General features: G+C 58.8%; 17 protein-coding genes. 4 read left to right on the top strand and 13 right to left on the bottom strand.

Features of this window, described 5'->3' with window-relative positions:
* Positions 1-18 precede the first annotated feature (18 nt).
* The 4 genes from AC07X6_RS15240 to AC07X6_RS15255 form a co-directional block, all read right to left on the bottom strand.
* Complete coding sequence (locus AC07X6_RS15240; protein WP_494791512.1) at positions 19-1,074, bottom strand: bifunctional nicotinamide-nucleotide adenylyltransferase/Nudix hydroxylase; 1,056 nt, start codon at positions 1,072-1,074, stop codon at positions 19-21.
* Positions 1,071-2,786, bottom strand: coding sequence for an NAD+ synthase (locus tag AC07X6_RS15245; protein WP_494791513.1), 1,716 nt, complete (start codon positions 2,784-2,786; stop codon positions 1,071-1,073). The genes AC07X6_RS15240 and AC07X6_RS15245 overlap by 4 nt, the downstream gene beginning before the upstream one ends.
* Positions 2,787-2,895: 109 nt before the next feature.
* Positions 2,896-3,408 (bottom strand): ClbS/DfsB family four-helix bundle protein, encoded by a 513-nt coding sequence (locus AC07X6_RS15250; RefSeq protein ID WP_494791514.1) that lies wholly within the window; start codon positions 3,406-3,408, stop codon positions 2,896-2,898.
* Positions 3,408-4,052, bottom strand: coding sequence for an ArsR/SmtB family transcription factor (locus AC07X6_RS15255; RefSeq protein ID WP_494791515.1), 645 nt, complete (start codon positions 4,050-4,052; stop codon positions 3,408-3,410). The genes AC07X6_RS15250 and AC07X6_RS15255 overlap by 1 nt, the downstream gene beginning before the upstream one ends.
* A 63-nt stretch (positions 4,053-4,115) precedes the next feature.
* On the opposite strand from AC07X6_RS15255, the gene AC07X6_RS15260 reads away from it, so the two are divergent.
* Positions 4,116-4,604 carry a DUF2938 domain-containing protein gene (locus AC07X6_RS15260; protein WP_494791516.1) on the top strand — a complete coding sequence of 163 codons (489 nt, stop codon included), beginning with the start codon at positions 4,116-4,118 and terminating at the stop codon, positions 4,602-4,604.
* Between the two features lie 10 nt (positions 4,605-4,614).
* On the opposite strand, the gene AC07X6_RS15265 is transcribed toward AC07X6_RS15260, so the two are convergent.
* Entirely contained in the window at positions 4,615-7,056 is a 2,442-nt protein-coding gene (locus AC07X6_RS15265) for a DUF3772 domain-containing protein (RefSeq protein ID WP_494791517.1), read from the bottom strand.
* Positions 7,057-7,324: 268 nt separating this feature from the next.
* On the opposite strand from AC07X6_RS15265, the gene AC07X6_RS15270 reads away from it, so the two are divergent.
* Positions 7,325-9,004 carry a methyl-accepting chemotaxis protein gene (locus AC07X6_RS15270; protein WP_494791518.1) on the top strand — a complete coding sequence of 560 codons (1,680 nt, stop codon included), beginning with the start codon at positions 7,325-7,327 and terminating at the stop codon, positions 9,002-9,004.
* Positions 9,005-9,113: 109 nt separating this feature from the next.
* Here the strand turns inward: AC07X6_RS15270 and AC07X6_RS15275 are convergent, their stop codons facing one another.
* From AC07X6_RS15275 to msuE, 3 genes are all read right to left on the bottom strand, one after another.
* Positions 9,114-10,142 carry a methionine synthase gene (locus AC07X6_RS15275; protein ID WP_494791519.1) on the bottom strand — a complete coding sequence of 343 codons (1,029 nt, stop codon included), beginning with the start codon at positions 10,140-10,142 and terminating at the stop codon, positions 9,114-9,116.
* Between the two features lie 23 nt (positions 10,143-10,165).
* Positions 10,166-11,146, bottom strand: a complete 981-nt coding sequence (locus AC07X6_RS15280; RefSeq protein ID WP_494791520.1) for a DUF1852 domain-containing protein — start codon at positions 11,144-11,146, stop codon at positions 10,166-10,168.
* A gap of 70 nt (positions 11,147-11,216) precedes the next feature.
* Entirely contained in the window at positions 11,217-11,798 is a 582-nt protein-coding gene (gene msuE, locus AC07X6_RS15285) for an FMN reductase (protein ID WP_494791521.1), read from the bottom strand.
* Between the two features lie 128 nt (positions 11,799-11,926).
* Between msuE and AC07X6_RS15290 the strand changes: the two genes are divergently transcribed.
* Positions 11,927-12,832, top strand: a complete 906-nt coding sequence (locus AC07X6_RS15290) for a LysR family transcriptional regulator (RefSeq protein WP_230540087.1) — start codon at positions 11,927-11,929, stop codon at positions 12,830-12,832.
* A 27-nt stretch (positions 12,833-12,859) separates the two neighbouring features.
* Here the strand turns inward: AC07X6_RS15290 and AC07X6_RS15295 are convergent, their stop codons facing one another.
* A complete protein-coding gene (locus AC07X6_RS15295) occupies positions 12,860-13,978 on the bottom strand; it encodes a serine hydrolase domain-containing protein (protein ID WP_494791522.1) in 1,119 nt (372 codons plus the stop codon).
* Between the two features lie 386 nt (positions 13,979-14,364).
* Between AC07X6_RS15295 and AC07X6_RS15300 the strand changes: the two genes are divergently transcribed.
* Complete coding sequence (locus AC07X6_RS15300; protein ID WP_494791523.1) at positions 14,365-16,212, top strand: TnsD family Tn7-like transposition protein; 1,848 nt, start codon at positions 14,365-14,367, stop codon at positions 16,210-16,212.
* Here AC07X6_RS15300 and AC07X6_RS15305 read toward each other — a convergent pair.
* From AC07X6_RS15305 to AC07X6_RS15320, 4 genes are read right to left on the bottom strand one after another with little or no spacing between them, the layout of a single operon-like run.
* Entirely contained in the window at positions 16,209-18,068 is a 1,860-nt protein-coding gene (locus tag AC07X6_RS15305) for a TnsD family Tn7-like transposition protein (RefSeq protein WP_494791524.1), read from the bottom strand. The genes AC07X6_RS15300 and AC07X6_RS15305 overlap by 4 nt on opposite strands.
* Positions 18,034-19,551, bottom strand: a complete 1,518-nt coding sequence (locus AC07X6_RS15310; protein ID WP_494791525.1) for an ATP-binding protein — start codon at positions 19,549-19,551, stop codon at positions 18,034-18,036. Before AC07X6_RS15310 ends, AC07X6_RS15305 begins: the two co-directional genes overlap by 35 nt.
* Positions 19,552-19,602: 51 nt before the next feature.
* Complete coding sequence (locus tag AC07X6_RS15315; protein ID WP_494791526.1) at positions 19,603-21,771, bottom strand: TnsB C-terminal domain-containing protein; 2,169 nt, start codon at positions 21,769-21,771, stop codon at positions 19,603-19,605.
* The gene (locus tag AC07X6_RS15320; RefSeq protein ID WP_494791527.1) at positions 21,746-22,624 is read right to left on the bottom strand and encodes a TnsA endonuclease N-terminal domain-containing protein; all 879 of its coding nucleotides are present in this window, start codon (positions 22,622-22,624) and stop codon (positions 21,746-21,748) included. The genes AC07X6_RS15315 and AC07X6_RS15320 overlap by 26 nt, the downstream gene beginning before the upstream one ends.
* Positions 22,625-22,955: the final 331 nt, after the last annotated feature.

The raw sequence follows: 22,955 nt of genomic DNA on the forward strand, positions 1-22,955 counted from the left end.
CCGATAAGGTTGCTGCCCTCAGCGCCCCTCGTGCGTGAGCTTGAGGAAGTGGTTCAGGATGTGGAAGTGGTCTTCGAAGAATTGCTCTTCCATGGCCGGCAGCGAGGCCACGGGTACCCATTGCGCCAGCGCCGCATCGTCGGCCGCCGTCACGGCCGGCAGCTGGCGCGTCTTCAGGTCGAAATAATGCGCATGCGTGATGGTGCGCCCGCGCTGGCTGCGGTCCGGATGGTCGAACACGGCCACGCCGACCAGCGCCTCGACGAGGGTGGGCGCCAGCACGCCCAGCTGGGTCTCTTCCGCCAGCTCGCGCAGGGCGCCCTGCAGCAGGCGTTCGCGCGGCTCCAGGAAGCCGCCCGGCAAGGCCCACAGGCCCTTGCCCGGATAGCCGCCACGGCGCACCAGCAGCACGTGGCCGCCCGTCTGCACCAGCGCGTCCACGGTCGTGAAGATGGGCGGATACGGCGCCGTGCGCCAGCGCGCCTTGTAGGCTTCGATGGCGCGGTATTCCTGCACCAGCGGCGCGTACCACGGCAGCAAGGTCCACGCTTTGACATACTGGCCGATGGCCCCCGGCAGCAGCTGCGCCACGGCGCTCAGCGACACGTCGACGTCTTCCGCCTCGAACAGCACGTTGCGGATAGCCGTCGCGCCGATCGGTGCGCCGGGATCGATCTCCAGATTCAATAGCTGCCAATGCGGGAAGTGGTGCAGGTAATAGCTGGTGGCGTCCTTGAAGCAGGCCACCAGGGTGACGCGCTGCGCCGCGGGCACGGCGCCCGCCACGGCGCGCCGCACGGCATCGGCCCACAGGCCATCGTCGTAGTAATCGCGCACGGCCACGTAATGCACGCGCGCGCGCTGCGCCTCGGGTAACGTTGCGGCGATCATGGCGGCCCGCTCCTGCCACGTAAACGGGTTTTTGGGACTGCGCGCATGGAAGGCGGAACCGAGCACCACCACCACTTGCGCGGCCGTCGCCAGCGCCTTCTGCAGCAAGCCCGCATGGCCATTGTGAAAAGGCTGGAAGCGGCCGATCAGGATGGCCGCGTCGGCGGAATAGGATAAGGTCATGCGTCGTCTCCGGTGGGGTAGTGGGCGGCGATCGGCAATTGACGCCCGCTGCCAAAGGCGCGCGAACGCACGCGGATGATGGGCGCCGCCTGGCGCCGTTTGTACTCGCTGCGGGCGACCATGCCGAGGATGCGCGTCACGAGAACCCGCCCCTCGTCCGTCTCGCGCAGCTGGTCGACCAGGGTCAGCGCCTGCGCGCTTTCGGCCGCCGGCAAACGCCGTCCCTCGATATGCCACTTTAAAATTTCATCGAGCACCGGGTATGGCGGCAAGCTGTCCGTGTCGCGCTGGCCGGGCGCCAGTTCCGCCGACGGCGGTTTCTCGAGCACGGCGACGGGGATCAGTTCGCGCCCGGCGCTGGCGTTGAGGTGGCGCGACAGGGCGAAGACCTCGGTTTTATACAGGTCGCCGATCAAGCCCAGCCCCCCGTTCGTGTCGCCGTACAGGGTGCAGTAGCCCACCGAGATTTCGCTCTTGTTGCCGGTGGTGAGCAGCAGGGCGCCGAACGCGTTCGAGTACTCCATCAGGATCGTGCCGCGCACGCGCGCCTGCAGGTTTTCCAGCGGCAGCCCCTGCAGCTTGCCGTCGAAGGCCAGGGCATAGCCGGCTTCGTACTGCGCCACGATGTCGCGGATGGGATGCGTAGTCAGGGCGATGCCGAGGTTGGCGCACAGGGCGACGGAATCGGTGACGGAGCCGGCGCTGGAAAATACGGACGGCATGGTGATCGCCACCACATTGTCGGCACCGAGCGCCTCGACGGCCAGGGCCAGGGTCAGCGCCGAATCGATGCCGCCCGAGCAGCCGACGACGACTTTGCTAAAACGGCAGCGGCGCGCGTAGTCGCGCAAGCCGAGCACGATCTGGCGCCGCGCAAACTCCACGGCGGGGATACCGTCCGGGTCCGGCACGGGGAAGGGCTGGCCATCGGATTGCGCGAAACGCCCATCGGCAAAACGCAGCAATTGGAAAGCCTCGACGAAGCGGGCCGCCTCGAATTGCAGGCCGTCGCCGGGCGAGATGGCGAACGAGGCGCCGTCGAACACGAGCTGGTCCTGGCCGCCCACCTGGTTGACGAACAGCAGGGGCAGATTCACGCGCTGGCAGGCGGCGCCAAACACGGCGTGGCGCTGCGCGCGCTTGCCGATGTCGGACGGGCTGGCGTTGATGCTGACGACCAGGTCGGGACGCGCCGCGTGCAGGGCCTCAAACGGGTTGACGGCGTAGGCGCGGCCATCGTCGTTCCAGCCATCCTCGCAAATCATGAAGCCCACCTTGCAGCCGGCGATAGTCAAGGTGCAGGCGCCGGGTGGACCGGGCTCGAAATGGCGGCCCTCGTCGAAGATGCCATACGTCGGCAGCAGCTGCTTGTAGTATTCGGCGACGATATGCCCGTCGCGGATGGCCAGCAAGGCGTTGTACAGGGGCTTGCCGACGCCGGGATTCGGGCGCGCCGTGCCGATGACGGTGACGAGTTCCGGCCAGCGCGTCGATGCTTCCAGCAGCTGATTCAGTGCCTGCTGCAGGCCGCGCAGGAAGGCGGCATCCTCGAACAGGTCGCCCGGGTAATACGCGCACAGCGACAGTTCCGGGCATACGAGCAAGTCGGCCCCATCGCTGCTGGCGCGGGCCATGCGCGCGGTGATGGCGGCGACATTGGCGTCGAAGTCGCCCACGGTGGGGTTGAGCTGGGCAAGGGCGATGGTCAGCATGGCGATCCTTCAATTGGTTACGCATAATTGTGGCACTTGAGACCACTATCCTGCCTGAAAAATTTTCAGAGCGTACTGATGCAATCGTGCAAGCCTGCCGATCCTGCCGCTACAAAGTTTTGAGCCAGGCCCGCAAGCGGGTGCGCGCATTCGCATACGGCGACGACGTATTGAACTGGATCATGCGCCCCATCGTGTAATGCGTGTACCAGGGCTGGCCATACAATTGCGCGTCGTCATGGCTTTCAATCAGCGCCAGCAACTGGTTCTTCGCCTGTGCCAGACGCTGCAGCAAGTCGTCCATGCTGAGGTCAGCATAGTCGGCATAGAAGCGCTGCGCCAGAGCGCCGAGAGCGTTCCACGTGAAACCTTCGGCGGGAAAGGCGATATCCTCGATGCGTTTGCCCTCACGCAGCTGCGCATGCCAGTGCAAAACCAGCTCATTCCAGCCCACCAGGTAGGCGAGCAAATCGCACACGCTCATGCGCGTGCCTTTCACCTGTCCCTCCAGCACGGGATCGCGCGCCAAGGCCGGCGGCACGCGCGCCAGCTCCTGCGCCAGTTTCACGTACGTGGTGGTAATCGCCTCGACCAGTTCCTGCTTGCTGGTCGGGATCGCCATCACGCCGCCTTCACGACAGGCAAGCCGGCCGCCTGCCAGTCGTCGTAGCCGCTGCCGAGGCGGCGCGCAGGCAAGCCGTGCTGGCGCAGGGCCGCGACCGCCTGCACGGACAGCACGCAATACGGGCCGCGGCAGTAGGCGGCGATCTCCGCGTTCGCGGGCAACTCGCCCAGGCGGCGCTGCAAGTCATCAAACGGAATATTGATCGCCCCGGGCAAGTGGCCGGCGGCAAATTCCTGCGCTGGCCGCACGTCGAGCACGGTGATGCTGGCTTCCTGCATGCGTTCCAGCAACTCATCGCCCGTGATGGCTTCCACGTGGTCGCCCCGGCCCAGCGCCTGCAATTCGCTGCGCTGGTGCTGCGCATACAGCTCCAGCGCATCGAGCAACTGCATCACAGGGCCGCTGCCCAGGCGGTACAGCACGCGCTTGCCGTCGCGCCGCGCCTGCACGAAACCGGCGCGCCGCAGCTGCTGCAAATGCTGCGAGGTGTTCGCCACGGACAGGCCCGTCAACTCCACCAGCTGCTCCACCGCATATTCGCCGTGCGCGATCTGTTCGAGCAGGCGCAAGCGCGGCGCGCTGCCTAAAATATGGGCAAATCCGGCGGAACCGGCAAGCAATTCGATATCAGCATTTTTCATTGACACGATGCTAGCACCCTTATAACATTCAAGCAATCAATTGAATGTTATAAGGGAGACACGATGCAAATACTCTGGCTTGATGCGCTGGCGATCGGCGTGGGCGCGACGGCGGTGATGGATGTGTGGGCGGTGGCATTAAAACGTTTCTGGTGCATACCCTCGCTGAACTTTGCCATGGTGGGGCGCTGGCTCGGCCATCTGCCGCGCGGCACTTTGCGCCACGTCAACATCGCCCAGGCGGCACCCGTGCGCGATGAAGCGATCCTGGGCTGGACGGCCCATTACGTCATCGGCGTGCTGTTTGCGGCCGTGCTGCTGGCGCTGGTGGGACAGGACTGGGTGCAAGGGCCGACGTTCGCGCCGGCCCTGCTGGCGGGCCTGGTGAGCGTGGCCGCGCCGTTTTGCATCTTGCAGCCGGGCATGGGCGCCGGCCTGGCCGCCAGCAAGACGCCGCATCCGAACGCCGCCCGCCTGCGCAGCCTGATGGCCCACACGGCGTTCGGCATCGGCCTGTACCTGGCGGCGCTGCTGTGGTCGACCGTGCGCTGACTTCTGCCGGCTAGCTCGTCAGCGGCGGCACGGGCGCGGCCACAGGGGCCGGTACCGCGGCCGACATGGCCGGCGTCTCCGGCTGCGCCGGCACGGTGCTCAACACCATGGTGCTGGGCTTGGCGATCGCGATATGCGCCTCGTCCAGGCGCTTGAGCAGCTCGAACAGCAGGGCGCTGCGGATGCCCGACGTCAGGCGCGGCGACGAGGCATAGCCGGTGGCGTTGAACAGCAACAAGCCATTGTCGATACCGTCGAGCTGCACGTTGGGCGCCGGCGTGTCGAGCACGTCGGGATTGTCGACAAATGCGGACAGGATCAGCGCGCGCGCCGCCTGCGCATCCGTGCCCAGCGGCAGCGGCAGCTTGACTTGCACCAGGCCCAGCGGATTGGCCAGGGTGACGTTGCGCACCGTCTTGGTGATGAATTCCGAGTTCGGCACGATCACCGTGGAACGGTCGCCCAACTGGATTTCCGTGGCGCGCACATTGATGCGGCGAATGTCCCCCTCCACGCCGCCCAGGGACACCCAGTCGCCCACTTTCACAGGGCGCTCGGCCAATAGAATCAGGCCGGAAACGAAGTTCTGCACCACGGCCTGCAAGCCGAAACCGATACCCACCGACAAGGCCGACGCAACCCACGCGATGCGTTCCAGGCCGATGCCGGCCGCCGACAGGGCCAGCGCCACGGCCAGCACGCCGCCGATATAGCCGAACAGGGTAATGAACGACACTTGCATGCCGGAATCGAGATTGGTGGTCGGCAAATAACTGTTTTGCAGCCAGCGCTTGAACAGGCCCAGCGCAACGAAGCCGACGACCAGCACCAGCAGGGCCTGGATCAGGGCGGATGGGCGGATCGCCACCTCGCCGATGGCCAGGCCATCCTGCAGCTTGCCGACGCGCTGGAACAGCTCGCCCGGCCCTTCACCGAACGGCGCCAGCAGCAGCATCAGGGCCAGCAGTACGACGATGGCACGGCCGATGCCCGACAGCAACACGGCCGCCTGGTCGCGCGCCTTGGGCGTGGCCAGCACGGGGTTGACGGCGTCCGGCGGCGGCGGCGTGGAAGCCAGCAGCATGCAGATATCGTCGACCAGCACCGTCAGCAAATAGGTGCTGCCCACCACCACGATGACCCAGGCGATTTGCTTGGCAACAAAACTGCCGAAGGCCACATAGCCGACCAGCAAGCTGATGACGCTCGACGCCAGCGCCAGCCACAGCAGCACAGTGACGCAGCGCAGCCAGAACGGCGTGAGCAGGGTGGCGGGGTCGGCCTCGCGCAACAGGCGCCAGCAGCGCTCGGCGCGCATCAAGCCATAGGCGATGGTCGTGCTCATCACCAGGGCGACGATGCAATTGACGGCCACGGCCGTCGACAGGCCCGCATTGATGACGATGGTGACGCGCTCCGTCGCCCACACGAGCACGACGATAAAGGAAAACATCGACGGAAAATGGCGCAAGCGGTGCGCCAGCGCGTCGGGCAAGGGCAGCAAACGCCACGACACGCGCCACGGCGACAGCAGCGCGTGACCGAGGCCCGCCGTGAAACCGGCAAAACAGATGATGCCGATCAAGCTGCTGAGGAAAGTCGACGTCTTTTCGGACAGGCCGCCTTCCCAGCGCAAGCCCATGGCCAGCAATTCCGCCACCAGCCCCGGCGTGGCGGCCGCCAGCACCAGCACGGCCAGCGCATGCAGCGAGCGGCGCAAGCGGCCATGCGGCACGCGCGTGGCCGTGATCACCAGCAGATAGCGCGACGCCCAGATGCTGGCGCCGATCACGGCCACGATGCCGGCCAGCAAGCCGCCCCAGGCCGACCACGGCGTGGCGCTGGCCGCATTCGCCAATTCCAGCTCCAGCGCCCGCAGGCGCTGCAGATTCTGCGGCAATTCCGCATGCAGCTGTTTCCAGAAAGAACCAGCCAAAATCGACGCCGTACGCTCGCCCAGGCGCGCCTGCAACTGCGCGCGGCGCGCCGTCGACACCTGTTCCGACGCTTGCGTCGCTTCCACGGCCAACAGGCGCGCCAGTTTCACCTGCGCGTCGAGGGCGCTGCTGGTGCGGTCCAGCTGGCTGCGCTGCGCTGCCACGTCGGGGGCGTCTTTCGTGCCCGCTGCCGGCTTGCCCAGCTCGGCCAGCCGCGCCTGCACGCTCGACAGCGTAGGCGTGAGCGCCTCGGCCACCTTGTCCGCCTCGGCGCTGGCCGCCAGCGCATCGGCGCGCATCTGCGACAGGGTCGCGTCATCGAGTTCCGCCTCGCCATCGAGCGCCTTCTGGATGGCCGTGATCTGCTTGCGCAAGCCGTCGAGGCGCTGGTCGGCCGTGGCGGCATCGTCGACGGGCTGCGACCAGGCGGGCGGCGCAGCCAGCGAGCACGCCAGCAGCAGGGTCAATAGCAGCGGCAGCAGGAAGGGGAAACAACGGAGACGGAAAGAAGTCATGCGGACCTATGGCAGAAAATGAGAAAAACGGCCGGATTGGCAGCGGCGCCGGTCATGGCGTGCGGCCCGGCGGGTGCCTGCCAATATAGCGGAAAACACGCGCAAGCCGCAGGATAAGCGGAACTGGCGTGTGCCACGGGGAGAAACTAGGCATATTGCCCTATGGAAATATCGAACAAAAAGGTCTAGGATCGTCGTCCGCTTGGCGGCGCGGCACCCATCTGCACGCCGCCGACCTTTTTACCATTCCCTCCGTATCGAGACAGCCATGAAGTTTTTATCCCACCTGACCATCGGCACACGCCTTGCCGTGGGCTTTGGCGCCATCGGCGCCATGCTGATCATCATCTCTTGCCTGGGCATTGCCATGCTGGGCAAGATCAACCAGGGCACCGGCCATATCGTGCATGACAGCATGCCGAAGATCGCGCTCGCCAACAGCGTGTCGGCCAACATCAACGACATCGCCATTGCCCTGCGCAACATGATGCTCAGCGCCGATCCGGCCGACCAGCGCAAGCAGACCGACGCCATCCTGGCCGCGCGCCAGGCGGCGGCCGGCAATCTCGGCAAGCTCGCCAGCATGCTCGATTCCGAGCGCGAACGGGCCTTGCTGGCGAAGATGAACGACGCCAACACCCGCTACGCGCAGGGGCAGGAAGCCTTGCTTGAACTGATCAGGAACGGTACGCCGGACGACAGCAGCGCCTACCTGTACGGCCAGCTGCGCCCCGTATTACTTATCTACAAACAATTGATTGCCGAACAAATCAGCTTGCAAAACACCCTGGCCACCACGGCGGGCGACAACGCCAATGCCACTTATGCCAATACGCGCACCTTGCTGATCGGCATGTCGCTGGCGGCGCTGGCCATCGCGGCGGCATTGGCGTACGGCATCACGCGCTCCATCACCGGCCCCGTCGCCACGGCGCTGCAGGTGGCCAACACGGTGGCCGCGGGCGATTTGCGCAGCCGGATCACCGTGCAGTCGAGCGATGAAATGGGGCAACTATTGCAAGCGCTCAAGCGCATGAACGACAACCTGGCGCACACGGTGGGCACGGTGCGTGCCGGCACGGAAACGATCGCCTCGGCCTCGTCCGAAGTGGCGGCGGGCAGCCTGGACCTGTCTGCGCGCACGGAGCAGCAAGCCAGTTCGCTGGAAGAGACGGCCTCGTCCATGGAAGAGCTGACCTCGACCGTCAAGCAGAATGCCGACAATGCGCGCCAGGCGCACGTGCTGGCCGACACGGCCTCCGGCGTGGCGCAGCGCGGCGGCGCCGTCATCGCGCAAGTGGTGGCGACGATGCGCCAAATCGACGCCGCGTCAAACAAGATTGCCGACATCATCGGCGTCATCGACGGCATCGCCTTCCAGACCAACATTCTGGCCTTGAACGCGGCCGTGGAAGCGGCCCGCGCGGGCGAGCAGGGCCGCGGCTTTGCCGTGGTGGCCACGGAAGTGCGCAGCCTGGCGCACCGCTCGGCGGCGGCGGCCAAGGAAATCAAGACCCTGATCGACGATTCGACCCAAAGCGTGGCGGCCGGCAGCGAGCTCGTGCATCAGGCCGGCAGCACCATGCACGACCTGGTCGACAGCGTGCGCCGCGTTACCGACATCATGGAAGAGATCACCTCGGCCAGCGCGGAACAGACGGCCGGCATCGAGCAAATCAACCAGGCCATCAGCGAGATGGACAACGTCACCCAGCAAAACGCGGCCCTGGTGGAAGAATCGGCCGCCGCCGCGGCCGCCATGCAGGAGCAGGCGGCTACTCTGGCGCAGGTGGTGAGCGCCTTCAAACTGGAAGCCGGCGCGTCGGCAAGCAAGCCGGCAATCGCCGCGACAACCGTACCGCGCCAGCAAGCCGTCACCCTGCGCGTGCCGGCCGCCAAAAAAGCTGCACCGGCAGCAACGGCGTCATCCGACTGGGAAGAGTTCTAAGACAGCAACGCCACAGGCGCCTCTCGGCGCCTGTGGTGTCATGCAGCATCGGCTGCTTCCTGTGACACGACTTGATTCATGTCAAACAATTAAATTTGACACGGCGCGGCTAGGCCGAGATTTCTCTTCGGATGATCTCCGCGCCGGCACTGAGCGCTTGCAATTTGCCTCTTGCCACGCCACGCGACAAGGGCGCCATGCCGCAGTTGGTGCTCGGGTAGAGTTTGTCGGCATCGACAAAGCGCAGCGCCTTGCGCAGGGTGTCGGCCACTTCCTCCGGCGTTTCAATGGTATTGCTGGCCACGTCGATGGCGCCGACCATCACTTTTTTGCCGCGTATGAGTTCAATCAGATCGATGGGCACGCGCGAGTTGTGGCATTCCAGCGAGATGATGTCGATATTCGATTGCTGCAGCTTGGGGAACGATTCCTCATATTGACGCCATTCGGACCCCAGCGTATTTTTCCAGTCCGTATTGGCCTTGATGCCGTAACCATAGCAGATATGCACGGCCGTTTCGCATTTGAGCCCTTCGATCGCCCGCTCCAGGGTGGCGATGCCCCAGTCATTGACTTCATCGAAGAACACATTGAATGCGGGTTCGTCAAACTGGATGATGTCGACGCCGGCCGCCTCCAGTTCCCGCGCTTCCTGATTGAGGATCTTGGCAAATTCCCAGGCCAGTTTTTCGCGGCTTTTATAGTGGCTGTCATACAGCGTATCGATCATCGTCATCGGACCTGGCAGCGCCCATTTGATCGGCTGCGTGGTTTGCTGGCGTAAAAATCTGGCGTCGTCGACAAACACCGGCTTCGGGCGGCTCACGGCGCCCACGACGGTCGGCACGCTCGCATCGTAGCGGTCACGAATCCGGACGGTCTCGCGTTTGTCGAAATCGACGCCGCTCAGATGCTCGATAAACGTGGTGACAAAATGCTGGCGGGTCTGCTCGCCATCGCTGACGATATCGATGCCTGCCTGCTGCTGTTCCTGCAGCGACAAGCGCAAGGCATCCTGTTTTCCCTCGATCAATTCCTCGTCCTGTAATTTCCAGGGCGACCAGAGTTTTTCAGGCTGCGCCAGCCAGGAAGGTTTGGGCAAGCTGCCGGCGGTGGAAGTAGGTAACAATTTTTTCATGATGGTGATTTCGTGTATTGTGATTAATCAACGAGCGTGGCGGCAGCCCATTGTTCAAGAATATGCTTGTAGGGCTTGATGAAGTGCTCTTCCGTATATTTGCCCTGCTTGACAGCCAGCTGGCTGCGCTCTTCCCGGTCATAGACAATTTGCGTCAGTGAATAATCCTGATTCTTCAGGCTGGGCTGATAGCATTTCCCTGCCGCGGCATTGGCGTTGTAAATCTCGGGCCGATAAATCTTCTGGAATGTTTCCATCGTGCTGATGGTGGCGATCAGCTCCAGATTGCTGTAGTCGGCCAGCAGGTCGCCGATAAAGTAAAACGCCAGCGGGGCGGCACTGTCTGGCGGCATGAAATAGCGCACTTGCATGCCCATTTTCTCGAAATAGGCATCCGTCGAGGAGAACTCATTTTGCTGATACTCGACTCCCAGGATGGGATGCTGATTTTCCGTGCGCTGATAGGTCTTGCTGCTCGAAGCGCTGAGGCAAATGACCGGCAGCTTGCTGAAGCGCTCTTGATAAGCATCGGATCTGACAAAGTGCTTGAACAGCTTGCCATGAAAATCGCCGAAATCCTCTGGTGCGCTGAATGTGGCTTGATTATTGTTGTGTTCTGGCAGCAGCACGCTGAAGTCGTAATCGCGCACGTAAGAGGAGAAGTTATTCCCCGCGATGCCATCGATGCGTTGTCCGGTTTTTTTATCGATGATATTCGGCTTCAATATCTCGATCAGCGGGATGTTGCCGCCTTTGACATCGATATTCAACTCGACGGAAATGATTTCGAGCTCGACAGAATAACGGTCTGCCTTCGGGTTGTCCCAATGCGCCAGGCTGTTGAAGCGGCTGTCGATCATTTTCAGGGTGTTGCGCAAGTTCTCCTGGCGGCTCTTTCCCCTGGCCAGATTGGCAAAGTTGGTCGTCAGGCGCGTATTGTCCGATGGATGATAGTTTTCATCGAAAACAATGCTCTTGATGCTGAATACAAAGTCGTTGCTCATGGTGATCTGCTGTCCTGATTTCTGCGAAAAGGTGAATGGGTTGATTGCCTGGCGACTGTGGCCATGCGTCTCAGGCGGCGGCCAGCTCTTGCGTCGTGGCCGGTCTCGCATGGCGCGTCAATCCGATCAAGGGCAAGGCCCGTTGCACCGCCAGTGCGGCCCGCTGGAGCAGGGCCTCGTCCTGCAGGCGGTAGTCGAGGAAATCCTTGTCGGTCGCGTAGACGCCCAGCGGCAAGGTGCGTGCCTGGAAGAAACTGAACAGCGGCCGCAACTGGTGGTCGATCATCAGGGCATGGCGCTCGCTGCCGCCGGTGGCCGCCAGCAGGACGGGCTTGTCGATCAAGGCGTCCTGATGAATAAAGTCGAAGAAGTGCTTGAACAGCCCCGTGTACGAGCCGCGATAGACCGGTGTGGTCACCACCACGATGTCGGCTTGCTCGACCGCCGCAAGTTCGCGCTCCACCGTCTCGGGCAGCTGCGAGCGCCAGACGGCGCCAGCCAGCTGCGGGGCGAGCTGGCCCAGTTCGACCAGGCGTTGCTCGCACAGCACTTCATCCGCGATCAGGTCCATCAGGTGCTCGGCCAGGGCTGCCGCCTTGGACGGGCGTTGCAGGCCGCCGGAGACGGCGACTATACGCAGTGGACGTGTCATGTTTGCTTTCATAGGGAGTGATGCGCGAGGGGCGGTAAATGCCGGCAACAGGGAAGTGGATGATAGCGGGAGGAATCGATGAAGTATAATGGTCATATTTCATACATCCATGAATATGGCTCATTCCAATGCTTGAACGCATCCACCTCAGCATCGTCCAGCAAGTCGAAAAACAGGGGTCGTTGACGGCCGCCGCAGGCGTGCTGCACCTGACCCAGTCGGCCCTGAGCCACAGCATGAAGAAGCTGGAACAGCAGCTGGGCACCGACGTCTGGCTGCGCGAAGGGAGAAATTTGCGCCTGACGCAGGCCGGCCAGTACCTGCTGGCGGTGGCGAACCGGGTGCTGCCGCAGCTGGACCTGGCCGAAGAGCGCCTGGGCCAGTTTGCGCAGGGCGAGCGCGGCGCGCTGCGCATCGGCATGGAATGCCACCCTTGCTACCAGTGGCTGCTCAAGATCGTGTCCCCGTATCTGACCGCATGGCCCGACGTGGATGTGGACGTCAAGCAAAAGTTCCAGTTCGGCGGCATCGGCGCGCTGTTCGGCTACGAGATCGACCTGCTGGTCACGCCCGATCCGCTGTACAAGCCGGGGCTGACCTTCGAACCCGTGTTCGACTACGAGCAGGTGCTCGTCGTGGCCAAGGGCCACGCCCTGGCGTCGGCGGCCCATGTGCAGCCGCAGCAACTGACCCGGGAAGTGCTCATCAGCTACCCCGTGGACATCGAGCGCCTGGATATTTACAATCAATTCCTCTTGCCGGCCGGTGTCACGCCGAAGCGCCACAAAGCCATCGAAACGACCGACATCATGCTGCAGATGGTGGCCAGCGGCCGCGGCGTGGCCGCCCTGCCGCGCTGGCTGGTCGAGGAATACGCGGCCAAGATGGACGTGGTGCCGGTGCGCCTGGGCGCGCGCGGCATCGCCAAGCAGATTTTCCTGGGCGCACGCGAGACGGACACCGCCATCGACTACGTGCGCGCCTTCATCGCACTGGCGCGCCAGCCGGCCATTGCGATTGCGCAAGGAAGCTAAGCACGCACGCCTGTTCGCTGAGGCCGGCTACCGCGGGCCTTCCATGGCTTCCACGGTGTCGAAAATATGCGCCAGCGCGCTTTCCATGGCGCCGGCCGTAGTGTCGCCGCTCTGGTTGGTGATGATGAAGACCCCAAGCTGATATTTGGGAACGACGTAGGCGTAGCTTTGCGCACGCGGCACGCCGCCATGGTGGACATAATGCGTGCCCAGCTGGCGATTGCTGCCGATGTTCCAGAAATAGCCGATGCTGAAGTCGTCCTGAAAGCGGACCAGCGGCTGGTGCGATTCGACGACGGCGGGATGGGCGCCCAATTGCAGGCGCAGGTATTTCGCCATGTCCGGCATCGTCGACTTCAGGTTGCCCGCCGCCCCCCAGGGCAGTTGCGGCATCGGCGTGGTGACGACGGGATTGTCGCTGTGGTAGCCGGGCGCCAGCCGGCCGGCATCCTGGGCGGTGATGCTCAGCCTGGTATCCTGCATGCTCGCTTCGCGCGCGAGCCATTGCGTGAGCAGGACTTCATAGGGCATGCCATAGATTGTTTCGAGCGTGTGCGCAACGAGTTCCGTACCGGCGCTGGAATAGGCGTAGTCCTTGCCGAGCGGCCCCTTGATGCTAACTGTGTGCAAGTCCCGCCAGAATTGCCGTTGTCCGTAGCCGGCGTAGGCCGCATTGAGCTTTGCCGGCGTGGCGTGTGCCGTGAAATCCTGCAAGACGGCGTTCACCTGCAATGGCAGCATGCCCGGCATATTGCTCGTGTGCGTGATCAAATGGCGCAAGCGAATGGGCTCTCCCTGCGCCTGCAGGTTCGGGTAGGCGGCCGGCAGGTACTTTTGTATGGGATCGTCGAGCGCGGCCTTGCCATCGAGCACGGCGTTCGCCAGCAGCAGGCCAGCAAAAGTCTTGCTGACCGAACCGATTTCATACAGCGTTGTGTCGTCCGGCGGATTGGCTTTGCCGGTCTCCAGCTCGCCTTGATGCAGCATGAATTGCTTGCCCCGATACACGACGGCAATCGAGGTCGCGTGCAGCAATGGCGACTGCAGCAGGGTGGTCGCGGTCTGGCGCATGGCCGCAGGAATGTCGTGCGCAGGTGCCGTGGCTGCGGGCTTGCAAGCTGCCAGCACGAGTGTCATTCCAGTCATGATTGCGGCGAGTTTGGTCATCATGCGCACCATCGAAGGGGGACGGGCATTCTCGCACAATGGCTTCGGCGGCGGCAGAAAAAAGTCACGCGCATGGTTTTTCCAGACTAAAAGAAAACGCCACCCGGAGGTGGCGTTTTCTTTCTATTCCCGGCGGCCCTGAATAATCAATATTGAGTGTGTCACACGCAGCCTTGTAAAATCAAGTACTTACAACCTATAGCCGATAGGCAATGTTTGTCACATTGAGCTTATCTGACGCTCGCAAAAAACTTTGACGTAAATTGTGTTTGTCACACGGTTGCCGCGCTTGCTAGATCGAGCAAGACTTCCTAAAGTGTACTGATGTAGTCCATGCCACGGGTGGTTTGACTCGACTGTAAACTATGACACAAGCCTCTCACCGCGAGGTATTGCCCTCCACGACTGTCCGCAAACCGGCCAGCGAGGTAGCCGGCGAGTCCTACGGGCCTCCTTCCTCATCAATAAAGCACGCATGCCTGTGTGCCCCATATCTTCCAGACGAGGTTTTAATTTCAGAAATCGGCCGTTATCACATCACAAGCGCAAACCGAACTACGACGGAAATCTATCGAGAGCTATTTCAATGCATGCCGTTCAACCTTAATACTAGCATTCCTTCTCATATTTCCATCCTCGCCAACATGATCGAAGGGAATGTAGTAATCAATACTAAACACTTTCTTCAGACCAAGACGCTATTTCCGTTGTTTGAAACATTCACCGCTCTGGAATTCAAGCAATCTCCACGCAAGGGAAAAATGGCTGTTGCCAATCCGGATAATTTGCCGCAACGGCCGCGACAAGCTCAACGAGATCCAGTGTTGGCGCCAAAGCGAAACGTGGGTGACAAGACACGACTTTGCTTGCAATGCGTACATGAAGACATTCGACGCTTCGGGGTGCCGTTCATCCATCTGTCTCACCAAGTGCCGGGAGTGTGCGTTTGCGCAAAGCACGCGGCAGAGTTGATTTATAAATGCCCCTATTGCGAATGCCCGTTCAACCGACAAAAGGAACTGGTACTCAGCTTGTGGAAACCTTGCAGATGCAGTCGATATTTGATTGATTTCGCGTCCGCTGAAGAAAAAACGGATGATGCTGTTGCGCTGTCGTATGCCAGATTTACAGCTCGTCTTCTGGACTTAAGCATCGGTCCGCTTCAACCGATTATGCTCATCACATGCTATAAGAAGCGCGCACACGAACTGGGCTACACTCGGGGCGAGAATATTCATCGGGTGCGACTTTTCGAAGAAATTGAAAAATTCTACGGCGCGATTTTCCTCTCCAGCATCGACTCTGCTTATAAAAAGAAGCGCCTCACAGGTTGGTTTAATCTGATCAATGAAAGATATGTCACCGAAGTTCCGTTAAGCCGCCACCTTCTTGTTGCTCATTTCCTATTTCGTGATGCAGAGTCTTTTGCTCAGAACGCTATGCAAGTTCGTGCCGGGTTGTTGGGCGACAATGTCAGTCATGAGAAGATTCGCTCAAAAACAGGTCGGCGTGCAAACACATCCCAACCGCCCGAGCAAACGCATGCCAAACGAACGCAAGAATTGATGCGGGAAATGCTACGCGCAGCTCAAGGTACGCCAGAATGTTCACTCGAAATATTATGGCGCACCAATTATGGAAAAATGAAGCTGCTGACCAAGCTCAATCCAGATGCAATAGTTCAACTAAAAAGCCGTCTCGCAAAGCTTAAACCTCGTCAAACCGCTCCCAAAAAAACCGCATTGACCCCTCATCCAAAAGACGAAGAGCGCGCGAAAAGAGTCGACGAAGCAGCGCAACGGTTATATGCCTCAGTCGAGAAGCCAAGCCGAGTTAGCCGAAACCGGCTGGAACGGGCTATCGAATGGCGCCCAGGCGGCGAAGCTACGAACCATCCGTCAACCTGCCGAATGATGAAAGAGTGTCTTGAATCGAATTGGCATTTTTATGCACGCCGCATGGTGTGGGCTATCCTTCATCACAGACAAGCGTCGCCAAGTGTCATCAAGGCGGCATCTGGGGTGGAATACCATCGCTCAATAGAGCTCTACAATTTTTTTCAGACCCTCGACGCGTCCACGGTGCTTACTGAAGGAACGATCATGGCGACTTTAGCGAGGTATGGTATCGATCGAAACTGGCAAGGGCCGTGTCCTGAGCGACAATTTTTTTCCGCCGGGCGCGGTTTTTACAAACACCGTTCGCCATCCTAAAGGTGGCGCACACCAGCAGCGCGAGCAATTTTCCAATCTGCCACAGGCTCATACGGACTACGAGTTGCCAGTTCACGTGACCACCACCGAAGTCGTCGGTCCCGGAACGCCTCTGGCGATTCGATGACGGCGTGCAAAACAGCTTTCGTTGATGGTAGTTTAGTCAAGTGCTTATCGAGCCAAGAGGGTTGGGCTGTGCGCCGGCCAATTTCATTGCGCGTCACTCGTATAGGCTTGCCTGGCGCATGCAAAATTTCAGCAGCAGCCTCCTCAACCTGCCTGCTCGTGCGCAGATCGCGTTCCAGCCAATCAATGAGGTTTTTTTTATTGGGCCTAGCTCTTGCGTGTGGTTGCAAGCGATCCTCAAGCCATTCGTGGTCATTGCGATACAGCCAAGAGAAATCCGCTGAAACGCTTGCCCGTACCGCATTGAAGCCAGCAGCAGGGTTCTCCAGCAGCACCGCATTTACGCTTTCCCTTGCCTGCTGTTGTCGGCGTCTGCGCAATTGAACCACGCGTTCCTGGTGCGTTGCCCGATCACCACCCAACAGACGATGGACAGAGGCTGCCGAAAGATTCGCGGCATGCATGATTCCAGTAATCGACTCACCTGTTGCCAACATGCGTCGAACCTGTACGCGAAGACCGGCATCAATTTTCTTTGGTCTACGCTTTATCAGTGCACCTGCTTTTTCCGCTTTCACGAGTAGTGTATTCGTAGACCAGTTCAACACGCTGGCTACCTGCCTCACCGAGGTACCATGCTCAAGCAGTTCCACAATTTTACAATCGCTCAGCTCAGTTTTTTTCATACGCAAAGTACCGGCAAGAATAGGTAGCCGTCGCATAGATGTTCCGAAGAATGAGGCTGCGTCCTTGGCGAGGAAACCGATCAAAAGTATATGTTTCAAAGGATGATGAGTACACCTTGGTTTTCTGCAAAGCCCCACTAGCCAGGACTCGTCTTGGTCGCAGCCGGCCAGAAGGCTAGAAAACGGCGATATATCCTTCAAACTGCTCCAGAACGCAGCAAATTCCCTACTTAACTCCGCCCGGCGCATTCTCGACGGTGATGAGGCGAGGCCTCGATCAACCAACCGAGCAGCATATTCGTTTCGCAGCCCAATAGCATTGAAAGGCCTGTCGTCAAGTGAAAGAATTTGTGCACTGAGCCCTGCCACCAACTGAAGGCTACGGATCGCCGCAACACCTGCTGCGCCAATACAGCAACGGGCAAATCCTTGCCCACCCAGGGCCGGCAGAAATAATTGCTGACGCATGAGCCTCTGGGCCAAGCAGAAGCTCTCGTTCAGTAGCTCTCCATGGTAAGGACAAATGAGCACTCCGGGCAACTGGTGGACGCGGTACCATGTCGCTACGCCGATTGTTTCCAGGTCCGCCTCCACACACGCAGGGCAGTAACGAAGTATGTCCTGTGCACCAACCCGGCTGGCCAGAAGCCCCAATGAAATCTTGGCATTTCCGGCAAAACCATCAGCAACTTTCTGTGTAATTTGACGGTAATGCAGCGTCTGGGTGAATGACCGGAAATAGGGAAGAATCGTATGATGCTCGATGATATCCTGGATTGAATCGCCTGGGAGCGCAAGACGCCGGCACATCACCTGCAAGCCGCTTGGAAACGCAGTATTCAAGCTCACGTTTCGTTTACCCAATAGTTCAATCAATGTGGCTCCAGCGGCCTGGTGTCCGGTAAGCACGTGGTATCTGGAGGCGATCCCGAAAACGCTCTCCTCGGGTACGGCAGTCGCGCCGGGCACTCCTGGCAGTTTATGGAGCGCAATGAACGCTGGATCACAATTATCGCGCGCGGCTCTCAAAATTGAGCAGGTCATTGCTAATCACCTCCTTATCCACCAGTTCCTGATATGGGTCATCTGCGTTAGCAACCGACCGCATATCGACGTAATCAGGCGGCTGCACCGTAATAGCAGGTGCAACTGGCTGCCCATCATCGTGAGCATCTACTGTCACCGCATCACCAACGACGCCGTCAGGGGGCATTGTCTGGCTATTCGATGGGATCGCCGTAGGGAATAGTTTTTCCATATAGTTGTCTACAACAGTGATATGTTTTGGCAGCTCCAGCAATTTAAGCAAGGCCTCTTCCACCGGAAGCAAATCCTCATACTGAGATAGTGACTTCACTGTGTTTTCACGAAGAGCGTTAATCGGTGGATGCAGCAAGGTAAGGCTCTCGTCGTATGTGTGACGCAAAAGCGCGGGCGTCAGCGATTCGGTACCATCGAGCATGGCACGTTGCTGGGCTAGCTTAAACAACAAAACGATAAAATCGGGAATGCTTTGACTCAAATCGAAGACTGTGTCGAGCATTTTTTCATCTGGTTCTTGCGGATTACGAATCCACTGATACGTCCATATGCGACGCACAAAGTCATCCCACTCCTTGACGCGTTTTGAAGGACGTTCGAATTGGATGAGCCCGCTTTCGGACGCACGCCGACCGTCCTTCATCTCAGCGGTAAACAGTTTCGCTGCCTTATTGGTTCCAATTTCCACCACTGGTACACGCAGCATAGTCCGAAGGTCCTGGAAAAAGTGCAATAACGGTGCCGTGCCACCAGTCTTGGCAAGGCTGAGACGCTGTATTTCGTCAATGATCAGAATACCCAGAAAGTGGGTTGCGGCGATCTGGCGCATTGAACCCTCAAGCATGTCTTCTGTCAGCTTCGATTTGGAGAACAGTTTTTCATACTTGCCATCCGTCTTTAATGCTAGGTCGACCTGGCGAGCGAATTCCCGGCAGAAGCTCGATATTGAGCCATTTTTCGGACAAGTAACTTTCAACCAGACCAGTTGGGTAATAGGCACTTGCCGGCCGTGCCAGACGCTGTGATGAATGACCTGCTGCGGATAGGTGCGCAGGATAGCGTCGGCACAGGTTGTCTTCCCTGAACCGCTCAAACCAACCATCAACATCTGGGACTCAGACGAGATGAGCTGTGGATCTATTTTCATCAATTGGGCCGAATCTTGCGCGGCATACACTGTGCGCCACGTTCCCGCTGCAAGGGGACTGCGAACGACATATCCAGAGCGAATCAAACGCGAGATGGTGCGCTCTACGTCGTAAAAAATCATCCGGGGCACGACGACATGTTTAAGACGTGCCAAGAGGTGCCAGCGCTCTTCAGTTGGTAGATTGCGTTCCTCCGGCTGAAAAGACGGCCGCAGTAACATTGCTTTCGCCGCAGCCTTTTCGCTCAGAATCGGAGGAAGCGCCTCAATGAGAGGGTTGTCCCGGTATTCTGCAATATTCTGATCGATATACGATGGCGAAAAACTATTTGAGCTCATTGCTATCTCCAGCAGCGGGCAAAGCGCTTTAGCCTATGCGAACCTTTAACCTCACGACAAGTCCCACACGTCATCGAGCGGATTATGCTTCAGCATGTCTTGTCGTAGCGGGATCACATTGCTACGTGCGGCCTCACTGCAATACGATTGTGCCGCCTCGCGGGCATGTTCCACGCGCTCGGCAATTTTTTCAAAAGCTCGATTATCGTCAATGTTCGCGGTCTTCTCGGTCTTGGTCAGACCACGCTTAGCATTGGCTGCCGCGTTCTTCGCAGACTTGGTAATGGCATCGCACTGCGCATCGAACGCCGCAAAGGCCTGACCTACTTCAGATGCCTTGCGATCGGCCTCCATACCCAGTAACTTTGCGCGATCAAGCATTTCTTCGACACGCGCCAAACGATATTGTTCATCCCGATCCAACAACTCACACGGCTCCCACTCACGCGACTGTTCATTGAGAATCCATATGTATCCAGGCGAGTAAGGAACAAAGCGAATCTCGATTGGAACAACTTTCCCCCGAGTTCTTGATCGCGCAAACCATTCCTCGCGCAACGCACGCTCGCTGGCGTAATGCCGGCCTTGAAAATAGATGCCATCGCGGCGTATGGATGCCATGGCGCTGGGTAAAAGCTTCGTCCATACTCTCTGCTTCTCGATAGCATTGCCACTACCTGTCAAGTTTTCCATTCCCCAGTTCCAGACAGACAACGGAGTCGCGTCCGTCATATTTGCACCGAGCATTTCCTGAGGTAACGCATGCGCTTGATAGGAAGACAGGTTGTACTTGATCAGGCGACGAATCAATATTTGCGTTAGGTCTCGGATTGTCAGGCACGCGTCAAGGAGGCAGTGGCGCCTTTGAACGTCATCAAGCCGTGGATTGAGGGCACCTGGTTCAAAATGGATCGTATGATTGTTCACAAGGTTGAACTGTTGCTCAACGTTGGATTTCCAATCTGCCCTCCGGACTGCAGCATTTTGAACGGTGATCCCCAAGCTCTTGGGCAGGTTATCAGAAGCTTTGGACTTCATTTCACCGTTGTCGCCAAGAACCTTGTGAGGCAGATGATGACAAGGCCACAGTTGGTCACTAATGTCGAGGCCGAACTGGCGGCAAAACTCAACCTTATCTGAAAATGCATTGAACAACGCCAGCCGTGCCCCCTCCCAGCTTGGCCCTTCCAGTCCAAGATAAAATCCAACCACCATCCGGGAAAATGTGTCGATGACCACATACAGAACTGGGCGCCCAATAATCCATGCCCGATTGAACACAGACACCAGATATACGTCCACAATTGTTGCATCGATCTCAAATCGGGCTGCTGGTCCGAATACACGGTGTCGAGAGGTGCCCAGGACGCCGCGATGTTTCAGGTACCACGTTGACGCGCTCATGTTTTTTCGGGTCAGCGAAAGGTCCCAGTCCAGTGCTTTGACGACGTTACAAAACTGAAAAAGCGAGGGAGCTTCATGCGCTTCCGGCGGCACTGGAATCAACAATTTTCCTTGGACGATATCTCCCTTCTTGAAATATTTTTTCTTAGTATCCTCCCATGCTTTTTTCTTCGTCACGCCAGGCTTGAGAAACTCAGCAATACCCGCCTCGATCTTCTTGCGCACGTCGGCAGTCGATGGGCCAAGGAGCGACGTGTCATGGTTATTGAATTTGACCCTGTCGGGCAGGCGGCCGCGCTTTCGTGTCTGAGGTTGCTGGACCGTTCCCGCACCACCGCTCAGGTCGTAGCAGCCAATCAGCGCATCGATGCAGCTTCCATGAGCCCAGTATCGGTACAAAGGGCGATATACCTGCTTTCGATGGAGCCCCAGTTGCGCAGCACGTCTTGCAATTAATATTCCCCGAGTCTGCGGTAAGTAGATGTCTGGGATATGCTCATCGCTGACAAGTGGCGCGATGATTTTCCATGCATGATCTCGGATATCCAAACTCCTGCGCAAGATTGATTTTTCAGCTTGAAACACATACGGCCTGAGTTTGATCTCAGTCCGATGCAACCTCCCTTTTTCAAGAAGTTCCATGATTTCGTGAAGGGAGTAAGTCATCGGCTTTTTCAGATTTTTCTCCACGCCAATGACAATCAGGAGGTCCTCCTGAGGCGCGACCCATAGCACTCGTTGCGGACAGGTGAAGCCCGTCGGAGCACCTTCAGGCACTTGCTCGAACACCTCAACTGGCTGAAGGAGTTCCATCATTGCACTCTCGTCGCGAAGCTACCGTCGGGACTGTTTTTACCGAAAAAAACGAAGGAATCCTCTGCAATCCAACCGGCACGCGAAGATCCAGTTCAATCAAATGATGCCAAACACCGTGACGAAACATTTTGGTGGCCAACTTCTGAGTCATATCGGTTCCAAGGGCACCAGCGCATGCATGCAACAGCTCTTTAAGGATCAAGCCTTGCGATGAAAAACTAGCGAAACTGCTCAAAAATGAGGGCAGTAACCGTATGATCACTGCATCGTCTATATCGTCCTCAACGTTCAAATAACTTAGCCAGTCGAGATTGTCGATCACTATCTGATCGAACTCATTGGTGGTAAATAGTCTCCACGGCACACCCCGCTCAAGCCAGTACCGCCTCTCAATCTCTAGCTTAGCCAGCACACTTCGTCGATTTCTGCCGCGCAACTCCTCTGGACTCTTGATACTCCATGCAACGTATGAACGCACGCCGGAAGAGCTGACAACAGTAAGGAGAAAGTCAGTCGTCATCACAATTGGAGTCGCGCTGTGTGGATACTTTGGATGCTGAATTCCTAGAGCCGACGCTATTGCTTGAGTACGCCTTTCGGGGAGCAACGGAAATTGCTCGCGGATATCCACAACCGGAATGGCGTAATCCGCCATCAGAAAAAAGTAACTTTCGTTATCGGAAAATAGATGATGAACCCGGCTAGTTGTCACACTTGGAGGACGACACATGCGTCCCTTGGACGAAAAGCATCGAACATCAATCCAAGGCTTGTAGGCTGCACCCTCTCCTAGTCCCAAGCCTTGACTCTTCCATCGACAAATATCATCGACTGTAATTGGTGCGCGCCTCATCGTTCCAGTCCTACTTGGATAGTGCCGCCTCAGTCAATATCCTGTATTGATCTAACAGTCTAGTTGCGAAAACTGGCTCGTCAAGCTGAAGCACAATACCGAAAAAAACGACTTGTGACTGCCTTATATTTTGAATAGTTCGCTGATGAATTTCCTCTAGCGCTCGTTACGTTCAGTGTAAAGACCAGTAAGGCATGCTCACCTTAGAATGCTCTAACCTCTGCCGGACAACGCCGCACGGCTCTAGTCGAGCAAAAGCAACGCAGATAGTCCGAATTTTCTAGCAAGCGGTAGGTCAGCGTTTGATCGCTCCTGACTGCTCAAAGATCGG

It is taken from the genome of Janthinobacterium sp. GW460-12-1-14-LB5 (assembly GCF_059423585.1).

Bases quoted from the DNA above. Each gene is read 5' to 3' on its own strand.
- AC07X6_RS15240 (WP_494791512.1), bottom strand. From the start codon at position 1,074: ATGACCTTATCCTATTCCGCCGACGCGGCCATCCTGATCGGCCGCTTC.
- AC07X6_RS15245 (WP_494791513.1), bottom strand. From the start codon at position 2,786: ATGCTGACCATCGCCCTTGCCCAGCTCAACCCCACCGTGGGCGACTTC.
- AC07X6_RS15250 (WP_494791514.1), bottom strand. From the start codon at position 3,408: ATGGCGATCCCGACCAGCAAGCAGGAACTGGTCGAGGCGATTACCACC.
- AC07X6_RS15255 (WP_494791515.1), bottom strand. From the start codon at position 4,052: ATGAAAAATGCTGATATCGAATTGCTTGCCGGTTCCGCCGGATTTGCC.
- AC07X6_RS15260 (WP_494791516.1), top strand. From the start codon at position 4,116: ATGCAAATACTCTGGCTTGATGCGCTGGCGATCGGCGTGGGCGCGACG.
- AC07X6_RS15265 (WP_494791517.1), bottom strand. From the start codon at position 7,056: ATGACTTCTTTCCGTCTCCGTTGTTTCCCCTTCCTGCTGCCGCTGCTA.
- AC07X6_RS15270 (WP_494791518.1), top strand. From the start codon at position 7,325: ATGAAGTTTTTATCCCACCTGACCATCGGCACACGCCTTGCCGTGGGC.
- AC07X6_RS15275 (WP_494791519.1), bottom strand. From the start codon at position 10,142: ATGAAAAAATTGTTACCTACTTCCACCGCCGGCAGCTTGCCCAAACCT.
- AC07X6_RS15280 (WP_494791520.1), bottom strand. From the start codon at position 11,146: ATGAGCAACGACTTTGTATTCAGCATCAAGAGCATTGTTTTCGATGAA.
- msuE (WP_494791521.1), bottom strand. From the start codon at position 11,798: ATGACACGTCCACTGCGTATAGTCGCCGTCTCCGGCGGCCTGCAACGC.
- AC07X6_RS15290 (WP_230540087.1), top strand. From the start codon at position 11,927: ATGCTTGAACGCATCCACCTCAGCATCGTCCAGCAAGTCGAAAAACAG.
- AC07X6_RS15295 (WP_494791522.1), bottom strand. From the start codon at position 13,978: ATGACTGGAATGACACTCGTGCTGGCAGCTTGCAAGCCCGCAGCCACG.
- AC07X6_RS15300 (WP_494791523.1), top strand. From the start codon at position 14,365: ATGACACAAGCCTCTCACCGCGAGGTATTGCCCTCCACGACTGTCCGC.
- AC07X6_RS15305 (WP_494791524.1), bottom strand. From the start codon at position 18,068: ATGACCTGCTCAATTTTGAGAGCCGCGCGCGATAATTGTGATCCAGCG.
- AC07X6_RS15310 (WP_494791525.1), bottom strand. From the start codon at position 19,551: ATGAGCTCAAATAGTTTTTCGCCATCGTATATCGATCAGAATATTGCA.
- AC07X6_RS15315 (WP_494791526.1), bottom strand. From the start codon at position 21,771: ATGATGGAACTCCTTCAGCCAGTTGAGGTGTTCGAGCAAGTGCCTGAA.
- AC07X6_RS15320 (WP_494791527.1), bottom strand. From the start codon at position 22,624: ATGAGGCGCGCACCAATTACAGTCGATGATATTTGTCGATGGAAGAGT.